We start from the raw sequence: 19,919 nt of genomic DNA, 5'->3' as shown, positions 1-19,919 counted from the left end.
ATGGTCAGGTCAGGCAAAAAACAGCGTTCTACCCGTGAATGGCAACGTACTTTTCCAGACTGGTCTCGAACCGGTCGAAGGTAAGCGGTTCGGTCAGAAAATCGAACGGAACGAAGGGTAACTTCCTGAATAGCTGAACAGGATAGGGAGACGTAACGATGATAGACGCGTGCCGGGAAAGCAACTCCCTGAAGTTTACGGGAATTAGCGGCTCAGGGTCAGACAGATGAACAAATATTAAGTCTTGATCTGCATGTTCCAGTTGAGCAGGCAGCTCGTCTGAAAACGTACGTGACTGGCCTTCAGTTAACCAACTAGCCCGACGGAGACAGTGCGTGAGTTGCTTTCGACTCGCACTATTATAGTTTAGGAGATGACAAGTCTGTAACATGACAGTATAGACGGTTTACGCGTTACAACTTATTGGAGGACCGTAAAAACGGTTGTAGCAGTTCGCCCGCTGCTTTTGGTTGTGTTATAAAGCGTAGTCAGACAGACGAGACGCTCTTTTTTTAGAGTAAGACGTGGAGTGGTGTTGGCAGCTTGAGCTTTCATGACGCTGATAAGTAGATATGTGGTTGATTACCTGAATGACTCTAGTTAGTATATAAGCCGTATGTGCTACATCGACTTATACAAACGTACGAGAGTCAGAGGGGCTGTTTCAACAACTTTCGACTTATAGACAGCTGTTTTTCGACCAATAGACGCAATTGGTCGATGAACACGCTCAGCAGAGCTTAATAGCCACACTGACGGCATAAACGCCTTCTCCTGGGCTGATACGCAGTTCATGTTGGTCGGGATACAACGTACCCAACCTTCTGCGCACATTCACGAGCCCCACCCCGCCCGATTTTCGAATCGGGTCGTTAACTACCTGACGTTTCGGAGGTACGCTGTTTTCAACGGTAAACAGTAGTGTTTGTGCGGCAACCTCGGCTTTTACCCGTACGTAGGCGTTTTTTCGCCCACCTTTCACACCGTGCTTGAAAGCATTCTCAACAAAGGCAATCAATAGTAACGGCACAATCTGATAGGGTGTTACCTCGCCGGTTTGTTCATACTCGATACGTACCTGCTGCCCTTCCAGTCGGTTCCGTTCCAGTTCAAGGTAGTTCTGAATGTAGCCCAGTTCCTTGGCAAGGTCAACGCGGGGCTGGTTGGTTTCGTACAAATTATACCGCATCAGCTCCGACAGTTGCAGGATCAGGTCTCCTGCCTGTTCGTCGATATCAAATACCCGGGCATACACGCTGTTGAGCGTGTTGAACAGAAAATGGGGATTTACCTGCGATTTCAGAAAATCAAGCTCCAGAACAAGTTTGTCTTTTTCGAGCTGAATTGTTCGGGTACGTAGCCCGATCACGTCCTGCACAACCCGCCACGTCAGCGGGAATACAACGAATGGGAAGCTCCACAAAATAGTCCAGAAAAAGGCAGACCCGCTGGTGATGAATCCCAAGATTCCCCAATCTGCCAATAGCTTCGATTCCCGATCTACCCGGCCTGTTTCGCCAATGGCATGTAGCCAGTAAAAAAGCCAATAGTTAGTCTGGTAAATAACGATATACACCCCGGAAAGCCACAGAAAAAATTGTCCGATCCTGCGTTTGTAGATGGCTCGGGGAAATACCTTGTAAGCAAACACGTAGTACATCACCAGGGTCTGCACGAAAAGCAGCAGGGCGGTTGTTGTCTGGGCAAAGGAACTGGCCTTATAGAAAGTACTGAAGTAGACGTACCTGATAGCCCACCAGATAACACTCCAAAGCAACACTCGCCTGATCCAGTTGCGGGTAGCTGGCCGTTTCAACGACTTAATTACAGATTGGAAACGAGACGAAAGCCATGAAGCTTGCATATACAATCAGATCATGTTTTTCTTTAATTCATTCATCACAGCTTCGCGGTAGGTGACCCCGATAGGAATTTTTTTACCATCGACGGTCGTGATCTGGTTGCCGTCGATTTCGTCGATAGCCTGCCGCCTTACGATATATGACCGGTTGATACGCAAAAACTGTGAGGCGGGCAGCATCTCTTCCAATTTACTCATTGTCATGTGCGTCACCAAGAGTCGACTCGTCAGGTGCAGTTTCAGATAGTCTTTCATTCCCTCTACAAAGACAATGTCTTCGGGAGCTACCCGAATCAATTTTTTATCTTCTTTCACCAGAAAATATGGCACATTCTCCCGGGGGTCAACAACGGGAGCAGGTGGGGCCACTGGCTGGGCAGGTGCGCCCAGATCGGGTGCCGCACTCCCGTCTGGCGTATAGCCAAGTCGTTTTGTTACGCGGTTAATTGCCTCCAGGAACTTATCGAACCCCACCGGCTTCAGCAGGTAGTGCGTCACCGACTCAAAATTATAGGTATCGGCAGCGTATTGTGGCGAAGCCGTTACCATTACCACCACCGGATGGGGGTGGGGTAACGATTTCAGAAAAGCCATACCGCTCAGATCAGGCATCTCTACATCCAGAAACAAGACGTCGGGTTTGAGGGTCTGTACTTCCTCAAGGCCTTCGAATGGGTCTACGTTTTGGCCCAGCAATTCCAGATAGGGAACCCGGCTGATGAATTTTGACAAAACGACATGGGCGGGCAGTTCGTCATCCAGCAGATAACAACTTATGGGCTTACTCATTTGACGGTCATAAAAACGATTGGTCCGTGAAGAGACTTCATTGGTCGAAAAAATGCGGGCATTGGTCGAAATAAGTTTAATACGCACCGATTACAAGCTTGCTTTGACATAATTAACTGGCAAAGGCAGGGTAGCAGCTAAAGCATATGGACGCATTGACCAATTGTATTCAACTATATAGAATTGGTAAATTCAATGAAACCAGAACTGACAATTCTACCACTATTTTTTCCAAATCAAGAAACCAAACGTCCTATTTACCTTTTCAATTTCCGCCTTCTGACTTATAGACAACATGATTCGTCAGAGAATCAGCACCAAACGGCATCTGCCGGTAGCTGACCGGTAAAAACGCAAAGGTGTGTAATAGATTCTATCTAGCATATACTACAGTCTCACTGTCATTCAAGATCTCCTGGTAGTCACTCATCAGGTATTATCAAATTCCCGTTGCCAGCTTTGGTGACGGGAATTTTCATATGCAGGTGGTACCACTACCGATCCGTGTCTTTACCTGCCCGGAACTTCATCCGCTAAACCTGCGTCATTCAGGTAGTATGCATCTGTATCTTCACGTCCCGTTCTGCAAACAGGCCTGCCACTACTGTGATTTTCATTTCAGTACGAATCTCCGTGGAAAACGGCAACTAGTAGAAGCAATGGCGCATGAAATAGACCTGCGGCATACCTACTTACCCAAAGCCCCACTGGAGACAATTTACTTTGGCGGCGGCACTCCCTCATTGCTAACGGAGGCCGAACTGGCTCATCTTTTCGAAGCCATTCACCGACACTTCACCGTTGCCGCCGCAGCAGAAATCACGCTTGAAGCTAACCCCGATGACCTGGCCGACCCTACTCACCTGGCCATGCTCCGCAGGTACGTTAACCGGCTGAGTATCGGTATTCAGACCTTCGATGAGGAAACGCTTCGCTGGATGAACCGCGCCCACAATGCCACCGAAGCCGAAATCTGCGTTCAGCGCGCTCGCGACGCGGGCTTCGATAACCTCAGTATCGATCTGATCTACGGTATATCCGAACGTACCTGGGCCACCGATCTGGCCAAGGCACTAGCCCTGAACGTACCCCACCTATCAGCCTATAACCTGACAATTGAACCTGACACGGCCTTTGGCCGCTGGGCCGCCAACGGGAAGCTGACACCTGTTGACGAAAACCTGTCGGCCATTCAGTTTACCGAATTAGACGCAGCCCTGAACAACGCCGGGTACGTTCATTACGAAATTTCAAATTTTGCCAGGCCGGGTCATCTGGCCCGCCATAACACAGCCTACTGGCAACGAAAACCGTATCTGGGCGTCGGCCCCTCGGCGCATTCGTATAACGGTCATAGCCGACAATATAACGTGCCCAACAATGCATTATATAGTAAGGCGTTGAAAGACAACCAGATTCCTGCCGACTACGAAGAGCTGACCCGGGCCGACCAGGTTAATGAATACCTGCTCACCGGCTTGCGAACAAGTTGGGGCTGTCAGATCAGCGAACTGGATGCGTTACTTGGCAAGTCGTTCCTGATCGAGCAACAACGGGAGCTGGCTAAACTAGTAGAAACGGGCTGGCTTCAGACAACAGATAATGTGTTGCTGTTGACCGAAACGGGCAAACTCTTCGCCGACCGAGTGGCCAGCGATTTGTTTGTAGAGTAATTTGCAACACTATGCAGCCCGAAAAGCGCGTTAATCGCCTACGAACGCCTACTATTCCGCCGGACAACCGGCAGCCTACGCCGATGCCTTCACCAAACAGGCCCACATCAGGACGCCCTGCATCCGGTACGCCTCTGCGCCCTGCCCAGAAAACACAGTCGCCGCCGGATCGGTCAGGTGTGGGCTATGCCGTTCGGAAAAACCTGCGACAGGCACGTGGCTACATGCGGCAGCATCCGTGGCTGAGCATTGCCTACACGTTGATTACCAGAGGTTTTATCATTCTTTTTCTGGCATCGATAGCCTGGGTTGTTATCCTGAAATACGTGCCAGTCTGGTTTACGCCGCTGACCATCAGCCGCAAGCTGGATACAATTGGCACCGAAAAATCGAGTAAGATTTTTAAGACCTGGCGACCTTACGAAGAAATTAATCGGGAGGCTGCGCTGGCTGTGGTGGCTTCCGAAGATCAGCAATTTCCCTACCACTGGGGCTTCGACTTCGATGAGATTCAGGATGCGATCAAAGAAAATCAGTACCGTAAACGGGCGCGGGGTGCCAGCACGATCTCGCAACAGGTAGCCAAAAACGTATTTCTATGGAACGGCCGCAGCTACATCCGTAAGGGGCTGGAAGTGTACTTTACGGTCATGATCGAGCTGATCTGGGGCAAAAAGCGTATTCTGGAAGTATACCTGAACGTTGCCGAAACCGGCCCAATGACCTTTGGTGTTGAAGCCGCCGCCGAACGCTTCTACGGCCATTCGGCCAACAGCCTGAGCCGCGACGAATCGGCCCGGATTGCCGCCGTGTTGCCCAACCCCATCCAGTTTTCGATCAGAAAACCATCCGGCTACATCCAACGCCGCACCCGGCAGATTGCCCGCCAGATGCGTGCGCTGGGTGGCCAGAAATACATCCGGAATTTATAGCATTGCTGGGCGCAGCGGTACACAACGGCTTCATACCCTCTGTGTATCGCTGCGCTCAGGACCCTTTACTGAACCCGCAGCAGCAGGCTAGCTTCGTCGCGTTCGCCATTTTGATAGCCGTTTCCGGGCCGGGCGTTACTGACAGACTCGTTTACATCGAGGATCTGCGCCTGAATCTGCCCGGCACCGGCGCTTACCTGCACAGGTAGCACAATCACCGCCTGACTACCTGCTAAAAGCTGTGGTACATAAGCCTTTATGGTTTGGCCCGTCACTACCAGTCCGGCAATATTGGTCAGTTGCCAGCCAGTGGGGAGCACCGTTTGTACGACCATATTCGTAGCTGTAGCCCCGCCCCGGTTGCTCACCGTGAGGCTCAGGCTAATCACATCGTATGGTTTAGGCGCTAAGGCGCTGCTAGCTAACGACAAAGCCAGCTCAACGGTATTGGGGGCCACTAGCGGCTGATTGCTCTGGGTACGTGGTAAAGGCACCTGATTCGGGTTGGCCGAGGTCATCAACCCCCCTCCGGCATCAACCGTGCGCAGATCAACTGACGTAGCATCGTCTTCTCCGTCGCCGGTGCCGGAATTCGGTTGGCTGTCGGGGTCGGGGGTATTGGTGGCGGCAATCTGAGCGGCGGTAAAGAACGTACCTGGCTGGGTAATACGCACCCGATAACTTACGATTGCGTTTGAACTGATTCTCACCGTACCGACATTGACGCTAACGAACCCGTTGGCAACACTAACGCCGTCTGTCTGTGCATCAACGAAATCGACCCCGGCGGGCAGTCGACTCGTCACCTGCACGCCCGTTGCTTCCTGTTCACTTTCATTGGTAATGATCAATGAATAACTCACAATATCATTCACTCTTGGCGCTCGGCTGCTCACCTGCGCCGACAGCGTCAAGTCGGCACTTCCCGAGCCAACCGTTACCGTGGATTGCCCAAAGACAGTACCTGAGCCACAGGCATTCTGCACGGCTGCAATGGAATACGTTGTTGTCGCCGAAGGCGCTACCCTAAGCGGGTAGGGGTTCAGGTACGTGTTCTGCACCGATTGCCCGGTATTCAGCGTAAACGACCAGGGAGCAGGGCCACTTAGTTGAACCGGTAACACTGCCATCTGCCCACTGCTAACCAAGGCGGCTCCGGTGATCGTAGCTGCGGTTGGTTCCCCAATTTTGATTTCGACGGGGTCTGATTCAAACGTACCACAACTGCCGCTTGTGTAAACGCTATATGAGCCTGACTGGACAGGGTAGTAAACTGACGATACCTGATCTGACAGAATAAGACCATCCCGCTTCCACTGTACAATATACTGAAGCTGAGTGGCACCCAGTTGTACTAAATTGTTGGTACACACATTAGCAGGTGTAGCACTGATTACAGGCTTGGTACCAGAATAAGGACTAGTCTGCACTGGTTTCGATAAGCCACTACAGGTTCCGCTGGTAACACTGACGGAATAGATGCCTGCCTGTGTCGTATTGAAGTCTGCGCTAGTGGCCCCAGGAACCGCTACCCCATCTTTAAACCACTGAATTTTCGTACCAGTGAGCTTATTATAATCGCGAACGTCAAGCCGAAGGCTAACACACGTCTCAGTACGGTTTTGCCTGTTTATTTCAGGAACGATTGCATCGGCAAATGTCAAAGAAACTGGTAACGACGTACCTACGCATGCCCCTTTCGTGCACCGAACAGTATAAGTACCCGATGATTGCGCGGTGTAATACGAACTGGTGGCACCCGGGATGTCTACGCCGTCTTTTTGCCACTGCCTTGTTGTAAACGTCCCATAATTATTCAGCGTTCGACTATCATTTGGACAAGCCGTTTTTGGCAACTGGTAACTATCGATTACAGGCTGAATGATTGTACTCTGCTCAACCAAAGTTGCGTTGCTGCGAGTGCGGCAAGTTGCCTGTTGTACTTCGTAAGAATAGGCTCCTGGCTGGGTTACAAAGAGGTTATTCTGGTTTTGAGCCTCATTAATAGGTATATTATTTCGATACCAGGTCACTGACATTCTCCCCGGTCTTAAAAAATTCGTACTAATACTGGGGTTCATATACAAATACAGGTAGCCAGAAGAAGAACCAGCGCAGAGTGTTGTATCTAATTTGTAAATATTAGCCAGTAATGACCGTCCCAGGGTTATAAGTACCGGATTAGCATTTACCGAACAGCCTGTACTTGTAACGGTTACTTTATAATTTCCAGATTGTGTCGCTGGATACGTAAATGATGTAGCCCCAGCAATGGCTATATCGTTTCGGTACCATTGTATGGCAGCCAACTCACCACGATAAGTTATGTTTAATATGGCAGGGCTATCATTACATTGTGGTACTGTGCCATAGTCAGAATCGATATAGGTAGGTTGGTTTGCTGACTTGCCAAGGGTAAAATCTGGACTTTGAACCAGACAATTGGCTTGTCTGACCTGTACCTTATAGATCCCAGCCTGTCCTGTTAGATACGTTTGAGAAGTAGCCCCTTCAATAGGATTGTTGTTGAGTAGCCATTGATAGGAATCAATTGGTGCTTTAAAACCAGTGGTGTTTAGTGCATTTGCCGATAACAATATCTGGTCAGAAGGGCAGATACTTGCGCTGCCATTTATATATGTGATGGCAACTCTACCAGCAATGTTGGATAGTCTGTCAATTATGTCAACATGATCCAGATTACCAATTATAATCATCATGTCACTCGGCGGCGAGCTCACATCAGCGTCGGGTGCCACAACCTTGAACTGATATGAGGTCCCGTATTTTAGCGCATTATAACCACCTGTTGGTAATGTGAGTGAGATTGGGCTGCTACTGCCTGTACCAACTCGCCGCTGATTCGTAAAACTACCCGTCGAATCAGAGACCCATACCTCGTAATTGGTTGCTGAATTGACGGGTAGACCGGTAGTAGTAAAAGACACGGCTACAGTGCTACCTGCACAAAGTGTTTTGTTTGATATGCCCGTGATTGAGATGGACGGTGGCGTGTAGGGAAGGGCCAGCGTATTACTCTCGAAAATACCACGCCCCGCAGTTGCTGCTATCAACCGGCCATCAGACGCTCGATAGCGCAGTTGATTAACCCGTAGTAGCGGTAACCCGGTGTTGCTTGACGTCCAGCCTGGATTGGTAGCCGAGATATCGTTAGTTGTCCACACGCCCAGATCTGTGCCCAAAATAACCTGTTTCCGATTTTGAGGATTGAACATCCCTGTTCGTACGGGTACATCAGGCAAGCCCGATCCCGAAAGGTCCTTGTTCTCCCAGGTCATTCCCCCATTGCTAGTATACCAGACCGACGAAATACCATAGTTTGATAAGGTGACCAGCAACTCATTATCAGTAGCTCCCACATCAATACCGGAAATTGCACTGTTCAGAGGCAGACTGCTTCCATTAGCAATTGTCACAGTGGTAGGTGCGGTATTGGAAAGTGCTGTGAGTTTATAAATTCTGGAATAATAGTCACCAACGAACAAGCTTTCTTTGCTGCTGCCCAGCTTCAAGCAAGTTGCCGAATAGGTTTCCCCAGCCAAAGGAATAAATGTAGACGAACTGTTACCACCTACTCCAGTTACGCGGCTTATTCCATACCCGTTCGTTGGCGAATAATCATTGACATATAACACATTACGCTGGCTATCGTAATCAGCTGGATTAGCTCCGAATGAATAGTAAGTAGAGAAAAATCGGTTGTACGATCCGCCGTTGATCAAATAGTAGCTGTTCCAGTAGTTGGCCACCTCGATGGTAGGTTGATCCTCATCAATAAATGCCATCCCATTTGATGAGGTAGCATCCAAAATAGTAGAACCAGTGGCTAGTCCGGCTCCCGCAACCCTGATTATCCCAGTAGTATTCGCTGTTCCTAATAAATAAGGACTACCCGGTGCTGGTTTCATGGCGGCTGAATATGTCTCGCTTACCCTATAGCCTGGATTTCGGTCAATGGACGTAGGGGTAACCAACGCTGTGTTTCCTAAATCAGGTGACCAGCGTATACCTCGCTCTGCAGCCAAAACGGCCCCTGTATTGGCTGGTTGCCCCCAAACTCCTTGCAGATAAGCGTTCTGACTAATTGGTTGAGTAATCCAGCTACTACCACCGTCCGTAGAACGGAAAAGGCCATATCCGCTTGCATAGACCGTGTTTACTTCTGTTGGGTGTACAGTTAAGTTAAGGTAACTAGAGCCGTTGCCATTCGTAAAATGTGCGCCCCAACTGGTTGTTGGAATCGTCACATCAGTCCAACTGCTCCCCCCATTCGTACTTTTCTTGACCCATTTCACATCGTTGCTATAAACCTGACTGTTAGGCCCGATCGAAACGGCATACATAATTTGGCTCCCCCCATTGGTCGATTGTGCCAACGCCAGTTCAGTTCGTCCGCTGCCAGCAGGCAAGCCTGCCGGGGTAATTTCTGTCCAGGTAAGGCCAGTGAAATTATTTGCCCTAAACACGCGACTGGGGTTGAACGCCGCGTACAGGATATTGTCAGTACCAATTTCCAGATCGGAGACAAAATCGTAATAATAGTTGTTCGTAACCGGCCCAACCCCACCGATACCCTGCGTCGGAGCCAGTGCAAATTGCCAGCTGACACCGCCGTCGGCCGACCGAACGACGCCGTAGCGCGTGGCGGCGAAAATGTGCCCGCTGCTATTCACCACTAACCGCTGAATATAGCCAAAACTGGCCGCCAGCGTTCCATATGACGTACCTGGAATGGTACTACTGAGCCGGATCCAGGCTGTGCCACCATTTGTCGTTTTCCAGATACCACCACCTGTATTACCTCTATCTGAATCGCCCGTACCTGCATACATAATTTGCGGATTGGAAGGGTCAGCGGCCAGGCATGTAACAATCATGCTTTCCCAACTGTCGCTGACTACCGTCCAGGTAGCGTTAACGTCGGTGATATCATTGGTGTACCAAAGCCCACCAACCGGGCTACCAGCCCAGACCTTTTTATGTGTCGGATCACCGAGGTCGAACAACACTGCCCGGGTACGTCCGCCGGCATTGCTGGGTCCACGCTCCTGCCACGTTACGCCTGAACTAGTTGACTGAGTAACGGAAGCATCATTTTTTAACTGGCTCATAACTCGCTCCCGCTCCTCGGCAAGCCGTTCGCTGGGTACCCGGCCTAGTGCTGGGTCAATCGTAAGGTGCTGCTCAAACTCCAGTTGTCGGCCCAGCGTGTCGCGGGGGTCAGTCGTATACGAGAACGGAGGGGTTGACTGGGCGCAAGAATGAATGGCAGGGAATAACAGGCAGAGCGAGAGGGCGCTCCAGAATAAAACAGTAAAAAGACGCATGTATATTTATACAGATAGATATAGGCGGAAATTTTGGTTACAATATATTGTGCTATTATCTTTTCAACAAACAATGTTCATATATATACCCATACATAAGTACCGGAACGCAATTTGTGAAGGCTCTACCTGTTTAGTAAGACGTACCTTTGTAATTCAACTTGAGACGAGCCGTCTTACGACTTCCCTATGAAAGCACACCGCGCTGGCGACCCTAATTACGTAAAGCCAAAGAAACACCTCGGCCAGCATTTCCTTACTGACATGAGCGTTTCCATGCGGATCGCCGAGCTACTCAGCGGGCATGCCGGGCTGGATGGGGTACCGTATAAAAAAGTGCTCGAAATTGGCCCCGGAACAGGTGTACTAACCCAGTTTCTGTTGAAAGATGACCGCTTTGAGCTCGATGTAGTGGAGATCGATACGGAATCGGTAACGTACCTGAAGCGGAACGTACCTGAGTTGAAAGGGCACATTATCGAGGGGGATTTCCTGCAAATGAAGCCCTCCGATTTTTACGATGATACGAAAGAGTCGTTTGCCGTAATCGGCAACTTCCCCTACAACATCTCGAGTCAGATTTTCTTTAAGGTACTCGAAATGCGCGACCGTGTGCCCGAAGTCATCGGCATGCTACAGCACGAAGTAGCCATGCGGCTCGCTTCCGGCCCGGGTAACAAGGATTACGGAATATTGAGCGTATTCCTGCAAGCCTGGTACGACGTCACCTACGAATTCAAGGTTGGCCCTGAAGTGTTCAACCCACCGCCGAAAGTGCATTCGGGCGTGATTCGCTGCCGCCGCAACGGGAAGAGCGATCTGGGTTGCGAAGAGCGTAAATTTACGCAGGTAGTGAAACACGGTTTCAATCAACGCCGCAAAACCCTGCGCAACGCCCTGAAACCCCTCGGCATCACCGAAGCCGCCGCCACCAGCCGCTTCATGGACAAACGCGCCGAACAACTCAGCGTCGCTGAATTTGTGGAGTTAACGCTGCTGATGATGCCGGAATAAAAGTCAATAGTCGATAGTGGCGCTGCTGTATCACCGTATTCGGATACAGCAGCGCCACTATCGACTATTGACTTTCTTACGATACCGTTCCGCCGTTCCAGACTTCTTTGTGGGGTGGCAGCATCGCCAGTGCACCGTCGGCGTCTTCGGCCATCAGGATCATTCCCTGCGATATCTGCCCCATCATCTTGCGCGGAGCCAGATTGGCCAGAAAGGTTACCTGTTTGCCGATCAGTTCTTCGGGCGTAAAATGCCTGGCAATACCGCTCAGAATCTGCCGACCGCCCATTCCGTCATTGACTTGTAGTTTCAGTAGCTTATCGCTTTTCGGCACGCGTTCGGCTTCGGTGATTGTACCGATGCGGATATCGAGTTTAGCAAAATCATCATATGTGATCTCTTCCTTCAGTGTGGGCACAGTTTTCAGGGCCAACTCTTCAAGGGCTTCAGGCGTCCCATCGGTAGGTACGTTCGCTTCCGGCGTAGCTGCGGCAGGAACTCCTGCATTTTCGGCTGAATTCATTTCTTTAGTCTTGTTCAGTTTGTCGATTTGTACTTGAATAAAGTCGTCTTCCAGCTTGGCAAACAGCAGTTCGGCCGGAGCCAGTGGCGCGCCTTCAACGAGCAGGTCAGTACGGCCGGCGTTGGTCCAATCGAGTTTTTCGGTCAGGCCAAGTTGTGCGTGTAGCTTCTGAGCCGTAAATGGCAGGAACGGCTCGCACAAGATAGCCAGGTTGGCCGCTACCTGTAGGGCCAGATTAAGAATTGTGTTGGCCCGTTGTGGATCAGTTTTTACGACCTTCCAGGGTTCCGTTTCGGCAAAATATTTATTACCCAAACGCGCTACATCCATCAGCAAACTCAATGCTTCGCGGAACCGGTACTGCTCAATGGCCTGCCCTATCCGATCGGGATACTGCGCCAGCTCGTCCATCAACACCTGATCAACAGCCAGTTGTGTCTCATCGAGCGGCACAGAGAACGCAGGTACGTGCCCTTCGTTGAATTTATGCGTCAGTACCACGGCGCGGTTCACGAAATTGCCGAAGATGCCAACCAGCTCGGAGTTGTTCCGCGTCTGAAAATCTTTCCACGTAAACTCCGAATCCTTTGTTTCGGGCGCATTGGCCGCCAGCACGTACCTGAGCACATCCTGCTTGCCGGGCAGTTCGTCGAGGTATTCATGCAGCCACACCGCCCAGTTACGCGACGTACTGATCTTGTCGCCCTCGAGGTTCATGAACTCGTTGGCAGGTACGTTATCGGCCAGAATCAGGCTTCCTTCGGCCATCAGCATGGCCGGGAAAATGATGCAGTGGAACACGATGTTATCTTTCCCGATGAAATGCACCAGTTTGGTCTTCTCGTCTTTCCAGTACAGTTCCCAGTCACGGCCTTGCTGGTCGGCCCATTCCTTGGTCATCGAGATATAGCCAATCGGCGCATCGAACCAAACGTAGAGCACTTTCCCCTCGGCGTCGGCCAGTGGCACTTTGATGCCCCATTCCAGGTCGCGGGTCATGGCGCGGGGGCGCAGACCTTCCTTCAGCCACGACTGGCATTGACCAAACACGTTGGTTTTCCATTCGGTGTGGCTATTCACATACTGCTCAATCTGAGGTTGCATCCGATCGAGCGGCAGGTTCCAGTTTTTGGTCTGCCGTTTCACCGGTTTCGAGCCCGACAGCGTCGAATGTGGCTCAATCAACTCGTTGGGGCTGAGAGCCGTACCGCAGCGTTCGCACTGGTCGCCATAGGCATTCGGGTTCGCGCAGACCGGACACGTACCCACGATGTAACGGTCGGCCAGGAACTGGTTCGCCACTTCGTCGAAGTATTGCTCGGTCACTTCCTCATCAAAATAACCTTTATCGAACAGGGTCGTAAAAAACTGCTGCGACGTGTCGTGGTGAACCGGATTAGAGGTACGCGAGTAGATATCGAATGAGATACCGAACTGCTCAAACGAATCTTTTATCTGCGTATAGTACTTATCGACAACCTGTTGCGGTGTGATGCCTTCTTTCTTGGCCTTGATCGTGATGGGCACGCCATGTTCGTCGGTACCGGAGATAAAGGCCACATCGCGGCCCGTTCCGCGCAGGTAGCGAACGTAGATATCAGCGGGCAGGTAGCAGCCAGCCAGGTGCCCTATATGAATAGGTCCGTTGGCGTAAATGAGCGCCGCCGTGACAGTATAGCGTTGTGGATTTTCGAGCATATAGCAAGTACCTCAACCCGTACAGAGAGCCGTTTCGGGTTGCGGATGTATCGGTTATTGGGCTGCAAAATTAGCCATTCAAGGGCAAGAGTTGTTATGTTTACGCAATTACCAGCCACAGCCGACGTACCTGTAGCTACTCCCCGACCGTCATGGAAGAAACGGGCTCCGGTTTTTTACGCTACATCAACCACCGAATGACATCATCGCTACCTAACTCAACGCTCGTTACCGGGGCCACCGGCCTGATCGGCTCACATGTGGTACGTTATCTGCTATCGCTGGGGCGGCCCGTGTCGGCGCTGTATCGCGCTGGAAACGGATATGGGTTGCTGACCGACATAGCCAGCCAGATCACCTGGCTCGATGGTGATGTACTCGACATCCCGTCGCTCGAAACAGCCATTACACCCGGTGGCGATGTTATTCACTGCGCCGCCATCGTCTCATTTGTCCCAAAAGACCGCGCCCGGATGGAGCAGGTCAATGTAGAAGGCACCGCCAATATCGTCAATGTATGTTTGATGAGGGGCGTACGGAAATTGGCGTACCTAAGTTCTGTAGCGGCCTTAGGAAGACCTGAATCGAAAAGCAACGTACCCGGACAGCCCGTTGTGCTGACAGAAGATCAGAAATGGGAAGAATCGCCTCTGAACTCGGCCTACGCCAAAACCAAATACCGGGCAGAACTGGAAGTGTGGCGGGGCAGCGCCGAAGGATTGCCGGTGGTGATGGTAAACCCATCCGTTGTACTGGGGGAAGGCGACTGGACGCGTAGTAGCACCCAGTTAATCAAGTACGTGCACGACGAAAACCGGTTTTACACGGAAGGCGATATCAATTACGTCGACGTACTCGATGTGGCCGAAGCTATCGTAAAATTACTTCACAGCGAAGTGGTTGACGAACGCTTTATCTTGAACGCAGGCGCCATGTCCTATCAGGATTTTCTTTCCAAACTGGCGCAGGCAATGGGTAAACGTCCACCGAGTATTCGGGTACCGCCCGCCCTGGCAAAAGTCATGGCATCTGCAGAAGCCGTTCGTTCGTTTATTACAGGTACGTCGCCATTGATCACCCAGGAAACGGCCCGCGGAGCGAGTCACCGATACTACTATCCTGGTGAGCGAATTACACAGTCAATTGATTTCCAGTACCGCCCGTTAAACGTGACCCTGACTCGAATTGCCAGTCAAGTAAAGCATAGAGAAAGTATTTGAACCGGGCTATTGAAGTTTGTGTTTTTCTCTATATATTTCATAACAACATCGGATAAATCGCGCCTGTGGTGCGTCCCCTATCCCGTGCGGTACGACCTTCGACTTACGCATTCCGCTTTTCGGCAAATCGTACGTGGTGGTTCGTGAATCGACACAGCTACATGGAGCAAGAGTTTGACGAACGGGCTGGCGACATCAAAGAGAGCATTCAGCGCTTTGAGCAGATGCTCGCCAGCGAAGAAAATTTTTATTTCGACCTCGACGTCTACGAACGTCTGGTTGAACACTACCTCAACGAGGCTGATCTTGAACGTGCTTTTAAAGCAGCCGAATCAGGATTGGCCAATTTTCCTTACGCGCTGGAACTGATGCTCGACCGGGCCCAGATTCTGGCTAATTTTCAACGTTTTGACGAAAGCATTGACCAACTAGATAGCGCAGGTCTCTTTAACCCCGGCGACCTCGACGTGCAGTATATGCGCGGCACGGTGCTCAACATGGCCGGCCGCTTCGAAGAATCCATCGAGGTGCTGACCGACATGCTCGATCGCACCGACGATCAGGACGACGTCTTTTTTCAGATGGCCCAAAGCTATCAGAACTGGGGTAAGTTCGAAGAGGCCGTGGCGCATTACAAAAAGGCGATTGACCTCAATCCGAACAACGAGAGCGCACTGTACGAGCTATCGTTTTGCCTTGACATTAACGGTGAGCTTGAGGCACATCTGCCCTATTACGAGGGGCTGATCGATAAAGATCCGTACTCGTATAATGCGTGGTATAATCTGGGAATTGCCTACAGCAAGCTGAGTCGGTTTACCGAAGCCGCCGAAGCCTACGATTACGCCATCGTCATTAAGGAAGATTTTGCGTCGGCGTACTTCAACCTGGGCAATACGTTCATGAACCTTGGGCAGTTCGATCGGGCCGAAACGGCTTATCGGCAGACGCTCAAGTACGAAGAACCCACAGCCGATACCTACACACATCTGGGTGCCTGTCTGGAACGGCAGGACCGGCTTCCGGAGGCTATCAAGGAGTACCGTGAAGCTACCAAGCTCGATGCTCTCTGGGACGAAGCCTGGTATGGTATTGGTGCATGTATGAGCGAACTGGGCAAGTGGTACGAAGCCATTCCGTTCCTGCAAAAAGCCATTAAACTCAACGACAACAACGCCGATTATTACGTTATTCTGGCCGAAACGGAATACAAGATCGGCAACGTCGTTTCCAGCATCGAGGCCTTTGAAAAGGCATCAGAAGTAGACCCGGCCAATGCAGATGTGTACCTGATGTGGTCGCTGATTCCATTTGATCAGGGGGATTATGATAAGGCATACGGCATTATCCAGATTGGCCTGACCGAGCTACCGCAGGAAGCCGACCTGTATTACCGGGCGGTCGTGTACCAGATCTACGCGGGTAATTACCGCGACGCACTGCTGAATCTGGAAACTGCCCTGACGCTCGATTACGATACCCATGTACAGCTATTCGAGTTTTTCCCTGAACTGGAAAAGCAGAAGGCCCTGTACAAGATCATTCAGCAGTATCACAGAAAGGAAGAATAGAGGTGAAAAGGAGGAAGGGGAGAAGGGAGGAAAGGGATTGCTGACGCAGAGTCAACAATCCCTTTCCTCCCTTCTCCCCTTCCTCCTTTTCACCCTTATTTTCCCTTATTCGTAAAGTCAACCACCGTTACGTCGGCCAGCCAGGGGCCAACAATACCGCCGAATGCTTTATGCGCTGGGTGTGGCAGGTACGTATCCCGGTCTTTCTCATTGTCGAAAGTCAGAATGAACGCGTGCGTCAGGCCTTTGTCAAGCTTCTCGGGGCTGTTGTTAGTGCCCCACTGAAAGCCTTTGATCTCTTTGATCTTCGATGGCAGCGCTTCAAATGCCGCTACGATCTCGGCCACTTTTTCCGGGGTTGCTTCCGGTTTGAACTTGAACAGGACGATGTGTTGAACCATAGATTTGGCAGCAACTGACGTTGCCGTTTGTTTTTTGGGTGGCCGTGGTGTTTCTGATGTCGAGCTAGCAAAAGAGCTTGCTGATAGCAGTGTTGCAGCGAAAAGAAAAGCGAATGATTTAATCATTGTGGGTTGGTTTTGGGGTAAAGAAAAGACCTATAAGGTTCTTAAGAACCTTATAGGTCTGGAAAAGTAAACTGAAACTACGATTTACCGTTACGATAACTTTGCCTGCAACGCCTGATCCAGCGCGTCGAGGAAGTCTTCAGTGTTCAGGTAATGTTCGTTGGCCGTCAGCTTGGTTCCCTGTGGGTATACCGACAAGGCCAGGTCTTTGGTCATTTTACCGCTTTCAACCACTTCTACGCATACAGCTTCCAGTGCGTTGGCGAAGTCGATCAAAGGTTGGTTGCCGTCTAATTTACCCCGGAAGGCCAGACCACGTGTCCAGGCGTAGATCGACGCGATTGGGTTGGTGCTCGTCTTGTTCCCTTTCTGGTATTCGCGGTAGTGCCGCGTTACGGTACCATGCGCCGCTTCAGCTTCCATGGTTTCGCCATCGGGCGTTAATAGTACTGAGGTCATCAGACCCAGTGAACCAAAGCCCTGCGCAACGGTGTCAGATTGAACGTCACCGTCGTAGTTCTTACAAGCCCACACGAAATTACCATTCCATTTCAGGGCCGACGCTACCATGTCATCGATCAGGCGGTGTTCGTACTCGATTTTCCCGGCGAACTCAGCGTCGTATACTTCCTGAAAAATATCTTTGAAGCGACCGTCGTATTTTTTCAGGATCGTGTTCTTCGTTGACAGGTACAACGGCCAGCCTTTTTGCAGGGCTACGTTCATACAGGCACGGGCAAACCCACGAATCGACTCGTCGAGGTTATACATACCCATAGCCACGCCAGCGGCTTTGAAATTGAATACGTCGTACTCCTGTACAGTTCCGTCTTCACCTTCAAACTTCATAGTCAGTTTACCAGGGCCAGGCACCACGAAATCGGTAGCGCGGTACTGATCACCGAATGCATGACGACCAATGATGATCGGCGCTGTCCAGTTGGTTACCAGTCGGGGTACGTTCTCCATCACGATAGGCTCGCGGAACACGGTACCATCCAGAATGTTGCGGATCGTGCCGTTTGGCGACTTCCACATCTGCTTCAGGTTAAATTCTTTCACACGCTGCTCATCGGGTGTGATGGTGGCGCATTTGATACCTACACCGTATTGTTTAATGGCGTTGGCGGCATCGATCGTTACCTGATCGTTGGTTTCATCACGGTACTCGATCCCGAGGTCAAAGTATTTGATATCGACATCAACGTAAGGAAGAATCAGCTTGTCTTTAATAAACTTCCAGATAATGCGGGTCATTTCGTCGCCGTCCAGTTCAACTACCGGATTAGCCACTTTAATTTTTTCCATTGTACTGCGGTTAGATGCGAGAATAATCGATACAAATCGGGCGCAAAAGTACTACATCTTCACGGGTTTGGCTCTAAATCCCACGCCCCAAAACGAACCTAATAAACTAAATCTGTACCAATGCCAGGGAATCAATACATAGCCTGTTCAATTCATATCCGTAACGATTTACCGTATCCCATTTACTTATACATTTATACTCTTGCATTCATTTTATAAAACATCTTTCATGTACCGCTTTCCATTCCTCATCCTTTTGGTATTCGTTTTTACCGGTTCAGCTACCGCTCAACTGTTTTTCGTCCCTGGGTACGTCGTCAGGTTAAAGGGAGACACCATCCGGGGAGAATTAAAAGCGAAAGACAATAAAGCTGTCTGGTTCAGAAGCAGGCTCGGTGGCCCCGACCGACAGTATACGCCCGGCGAGATTGTGGCTTACTCAGCAGAAAACCAACTTGTCAAAACGGCAGAGTGGGTTGAGAACGGCGTAACTGAACAGGTATTCCTTAAGGAGGTCAGCCGGGGACAAGTGGGGTTATTCGAGCTTATCAGGCCCGACGAACGGCTAACTCATGTCATCCAGTTGCCGAATAAGACATTTGTCCCTCTTCGTAAGAGTGTTGCCTTACTGTTGCTGAACCAGCACTTAACCGGCTGTACGGATCCCTCGGTTAAGCAATTACTAGCCAGTAGTTCATACTATTTTAGTCGAAGTTACTTTGAGCGGGTGATCAACGCATATAATCAGTGTATTAACCCCCGGCAGGTACAGCCGCTCGTGAAGAAGAAGTTTCGCTACGAAGCAGGGCTCCTGGCTGGCGGGGCTGCCAACTCCTGGTATTACGGTGCAAATCAGGACAAATACAATCTGGCCTGGAATTCAAATGGATCATATAGTACCGATTACAAAGGCATAGGGGGCCTGTTTTTTACACTTGCTCCTGAAAAGCGACTTTCACTCGGTGTTGAACTTGTTTACACGAGTGTAAGCACCGACCAGACCATTACCGTTAATAATCCGTTAGACTTGACCGACAAGCGCACGCGGTTATATTCCTTTCAGGAGCGCTATTTTACGCTCCCGATTTCGGGCCGTTTCGTTGTTGCCAATGTCGGATCGGTTCGTCTCTATGCAAAAGCAGGTGCCAGTTTAGCCTACAAATTCGATGTAGGCGGAAAGTATAGTGGCGATAATATAGTTAATGCGCCCATTGCCATCAGACAGGGAGTTGGAATCGGGTATCTACTAGGCATAGGGGCTCAGTTACCGATCAGTGATAGCCGTCATCTGCTGGTCGAACTACGGACGCTACCACATGTTGTAATGGATGGTGTCACTCGTCTGGCTACGTCACGCTCTTATCAGTTCACGGTAGCCGTGCCGCTGATCAGCCGGTAATTGAGTCTATTGGCAGGGAAACTCGCTGGAAAAGTATTGAGAGTCAGCTTTTCCGT

At 50.5% G+C, this 19,919-nt stretch carries 14 protein-coding genes; 7 read left to right on the top strand and 7 right to left on the bottom strand.

Features of this window, described 5'->3' with window-relative positions; genetic code table 11:
- Positions 1-28: 28 nt before the first annotated feature.
- The 3 genes from J2I46_RS09500 to J2I46_RS09490 all read right to left on the bottom strand — a co-directional run bounded on the left by J2I46_RS09500 (position 29) and on the right by J2I46_RS09490 (position 2,650).
- Positions 29-391, bottom strand: coding sequence for a hypothetical protein (locus tag J2I46_RS09500; RefSeq protein ID WP_207328763.1), 363 nt, complete (start codon positions 389-391; stop codon positions 29-31).
- A gap of 339 nt (positions 392-730) precedes the next feature.
- On the bottom strand, positions 731-1,864 hold the full coding sequence (locus tag J2I46_RS09495; protein WP_207328762.1) for a sensor histidine kinase: 1,134 nt from the start codon (positions 1,862-1,864) through the stop codon (positions 731-733).
- Between the two features lie 6 nt (positions 1,865-1,870).
- Complete coding sequence (locus J2I46_RS09490) at positions 1,871-2,650, bottom strand: LytR/AlgR family response regulator transcription factor (RefSeq protein ID WP_207328761.1); 780 nt, start codon at positions 2,648-2,650, stop codon at positions 1,871-1,873.
- 557 nt (positions 2,651-3,207) lie between these two features.
- Here J2I46_RS09490 and hemW point away from each other — a divergent pair.
- Together hemW and mtgA are read left to right on the top strand one after the other, a co-directional pair.
- Positions 3,208-4,323 (top strand): radical SAM family heme chaperone HemW, encoded by a 1,116-nt coding sequence (hemW, locus tag J2I46_RS09485; RefSeq protein WP_207328760.1) that lies wholly within the window; start codon positions 3,208-3,210, stop codon positions 4,321-4,323.
- Between the two features lie 11 nt (positions 4,324-4,334).
- A complete protein-coding gene (gene mtgA, locus J2I46_RS09480; RefSeq protein ID WP_229379669.1) occupies positions 4,335-5,255 on the top strand; it encodes a monofunctional biosynthetic peptidoglycan transglycosylase in 921 nt (306 codons plus the stop codon).
- A gap of 65 nt (positions 5,256-5,320) precedes the next feature.
- Here mtgA and J2I46_RS09475 read toward each other — a convergent pair whose 3' ends face one another.
- Positions 5,321-10,603 (bottom strand): DUF11 domain-containing protein, encoded by a 5,283-nt coding sequence (locus J2I46_RS09475; protein WP_207328759.1) that lies wholly within the window; start codon positions 10,601-10,603, stop codon positions 5,321-5,323.
- Between the two features lie 189 nt (positions 10,604-10,792).
- Here J2I46_RS09475 and rsmA point away from each other — a divergent pair, with 189 nt between their 5' ends.
- Complete coding sequence (gene rsmA, locus J2I46_RS09470) at positions 10,793-11,617, top strand: 16S rRNA (adenine(1518)-N(6)/adenine(1519)-N(6))-dimethyltransferase RsmA (RefSeq protein ID WP_207328758.1); 825 nt, start codon at positions 10,793-10,795, stop codon at positions 11,615-11,617.
- Positions 11,618-11,693: 76 nt separating this feature from the next.
- Here rsmA and metG read toward each other — a convergent pair whose 3' ends face one another.
- Positions 11,694-13,838, bottom strand: coding sequence for a methionine--tRNA ligase (metG, locus tag J2I46_RS09465; RefSeq protein WP_207328757.1), 2,145 nt, complete (start codon positions 13,836-13,838; stop codon positions 11,694-11,696).
- A gap of 197 nt (positions 13,839-14,035) precedes the next feature.
- Between metG and J2I46_RS09460 the strand changes: the two genes are divergently transcribed.
- Together J2I46_RS09460 and J2I46_RS09455 are read left to right on the top strand one after the other, a co-directional pair.
- Positions 14,036-15,058: an NAD-dependent epimerase/dehydratase family protein gene (locus J2I46_RS09460; RefSeq protein ID WP_207328756.1), complete on the top strand. Its 1,023-nt coding sequence runs from the start codon at positions 14,036-14,038 to the stop codon at positions 15,056-15,058.
- Between the two features lie 161 nt (positions 15,059-15,219).
- Entirely contained in the window at positions 15,220-16,629 is a 1,410-nt protein-coding gene (locus J2I46_RS09455; protein WP_207328755.1) for a tetratricopeptide repeat protein, read from the top strand.
- 95 nt (positions 16,630-16,724) lie between these two features.
- Here the strand turns inward: J2I46_RS09455 and J2I46_RS09450 are convergent, their stop codons facing one another.
- A complete protein-coding gene (locus J2I46_RS09450) occupies positions 16,725-17,120 on the bottom strand; it encodes a Dabb family protein (protein WP_374758084.1) in 396 nt (131 codons plus the stop codon).
- Here J2I46_RS09450 and J2I46_RS32830 point away from each other — a divergent pair.
- Entirely contained in the window at positions 17,035-17,226 is a 192-nt protein-coding gene (locus tag J2I46_RS32830; RefSeq protein ID WP_229379667.1) for a hypothetical protein, read from the top strand. The genes J2I46_RS09450 and J2I46_RS32830 overlap by 86 nt on opposite strands.
- 20 nt (positions 17,227-17,246) lie before the next feature.
- Here the strand turns inward: J2I46_RS32830 and J2I46_RS09445 are convergent, their stop codons facing one another.
- Positions 17,247-18,464 carry an NADP-dependent isocitrate dehydrogenase gene (locus J2I46_RS09445; protein WP_207328753.1) on the bottom strand — a complete coding sequence of 406 codons (1,218 nt, stop codon included), beginning with the start codon at positions 18,462-18,464 and terminating at the stop codon, positions 17,247-17,249.
- A 229-nt stretch (positions 18,465-18,693) separates the two neighbouring features.
- Here J2I46_RS09445 and J2I46_RS09440 point away from each other — a divergent pair, with 229 nt between their 5' ends.
- Positions 18,694-19,863 (top strand): porin family protein, encoded by a 1,170-nt coding sequence (locus J2I46_RS09440; protein WP_207328752.1) that lies wholly within the window; start codon positions 18,694-18,696, stop codon positions 19,861-19,863.
- Positions 19,864-19,919 lie beyond the last annotated feature (56 nt).

It is taken from the genome of Fibrella forsythiae, from assembly GCF_017353175.1.
In the GTDB taxonomy this organism is placed as follows: domain Bacteria; phylum Bacteroidota; class Bacteroidia; order Cytophagales; family Spirosomataceae; genus Fibrella; species Fibrella forsythiae.
This window is presented reverse-complemented; position numbering and strand designations above follow the sequence as displayed.

What these genes read in the sequence shown, in the direction of transcription:
- metG (WP_207328757.1), bottom strand. Translation starts at nt 13,838, where the DNA reads ATGCTCGAAAATCCACAACGCTATACTGTCACGGCGGCGCTCATTTAC.
- mtgA (WP_229379669.1), top strand. Translation starts at nt 4,335, where the DNA reads ATGCAGCCCGAAAAGCGCGTTAATCGCCTACGAACGCCTACTATTCCG.
- J2I46_RS09500 (WP_207328763.1), bottom strand. Translation starts at nt 391, where the DNA reads ATGTTACAGACTTGTCATCTCCTAAACTATAATAGTGCGAGTCGAAAG.
- hemW (WP_207328760.1), top strand. Translation starts at nt 3,208, where the DNA reads ATGCATCTGTATCTTCACGTCCCGTTCTGCAAACAGGCCTGCCACTAC.
- J2I46_RS09440 (WP_207328752.1), top strand. Translation starts at nt 18,694, where the DNA reads ATGTACCGCTTTCCATTCCTCATCCTTTTGGTATTCGTTTTTACCGGT.
- J2I46_RS09495 (WP_207328762.1), bottom strand. Translation starts at nt 1,864, where the DNA reads ATGCAAGCTTCATGGCTTTCGTCTCGTTTCCAATCTGTAATTAAGTCG.
- rsmA (WP_207328758.1), top strand. Translation starts at nt 10,793, where the DNA reads ATGAAAGCACACCGCGCTGGCGACCCTAATTACGTAAAGCCAAAGAAA.
- J2I46_RS09490 (WP_207328761.1), bottom strand. Translation starts at nt 2,650, where the DNA reads ATGAGTAAGCCCATAAGTTGTTATCTGCTGGATGACGAACTGCCCGCC.
- J2I46_RS09445 (WP_207328753.1), bottom strand. Translation starts at nt 18,464, where the DNA reads ATGGAAAAAATTAAAGTGGCTAATCCGGTAGTTGAACTGGACGGCGAC.
- J2I46_RS09460 (WP_207328756.1), top strand. Translation starts at nt 14,036, where the DNA reads ATGACATCATCGCTACCTAACTCAACGCTCGTTACCGGGGCCACCGGC.
- J2I46_RS09455 (WP_207328755.1), top strand. Translation starts at nt 15,220, where the DNA reads ATGGAGCAAGAGTTTGACGAACGGGCTGGCGACATCAAAGAGAGCATT.
- J2I46_RS09475 (WP_207328759.1), bottom strand. Translation starts at nt 10,603, where the DNA reads ATGCGTCTTTTTACTGTTTTATTCTGGAGCGCCCTCTCGCTCTGCCTG.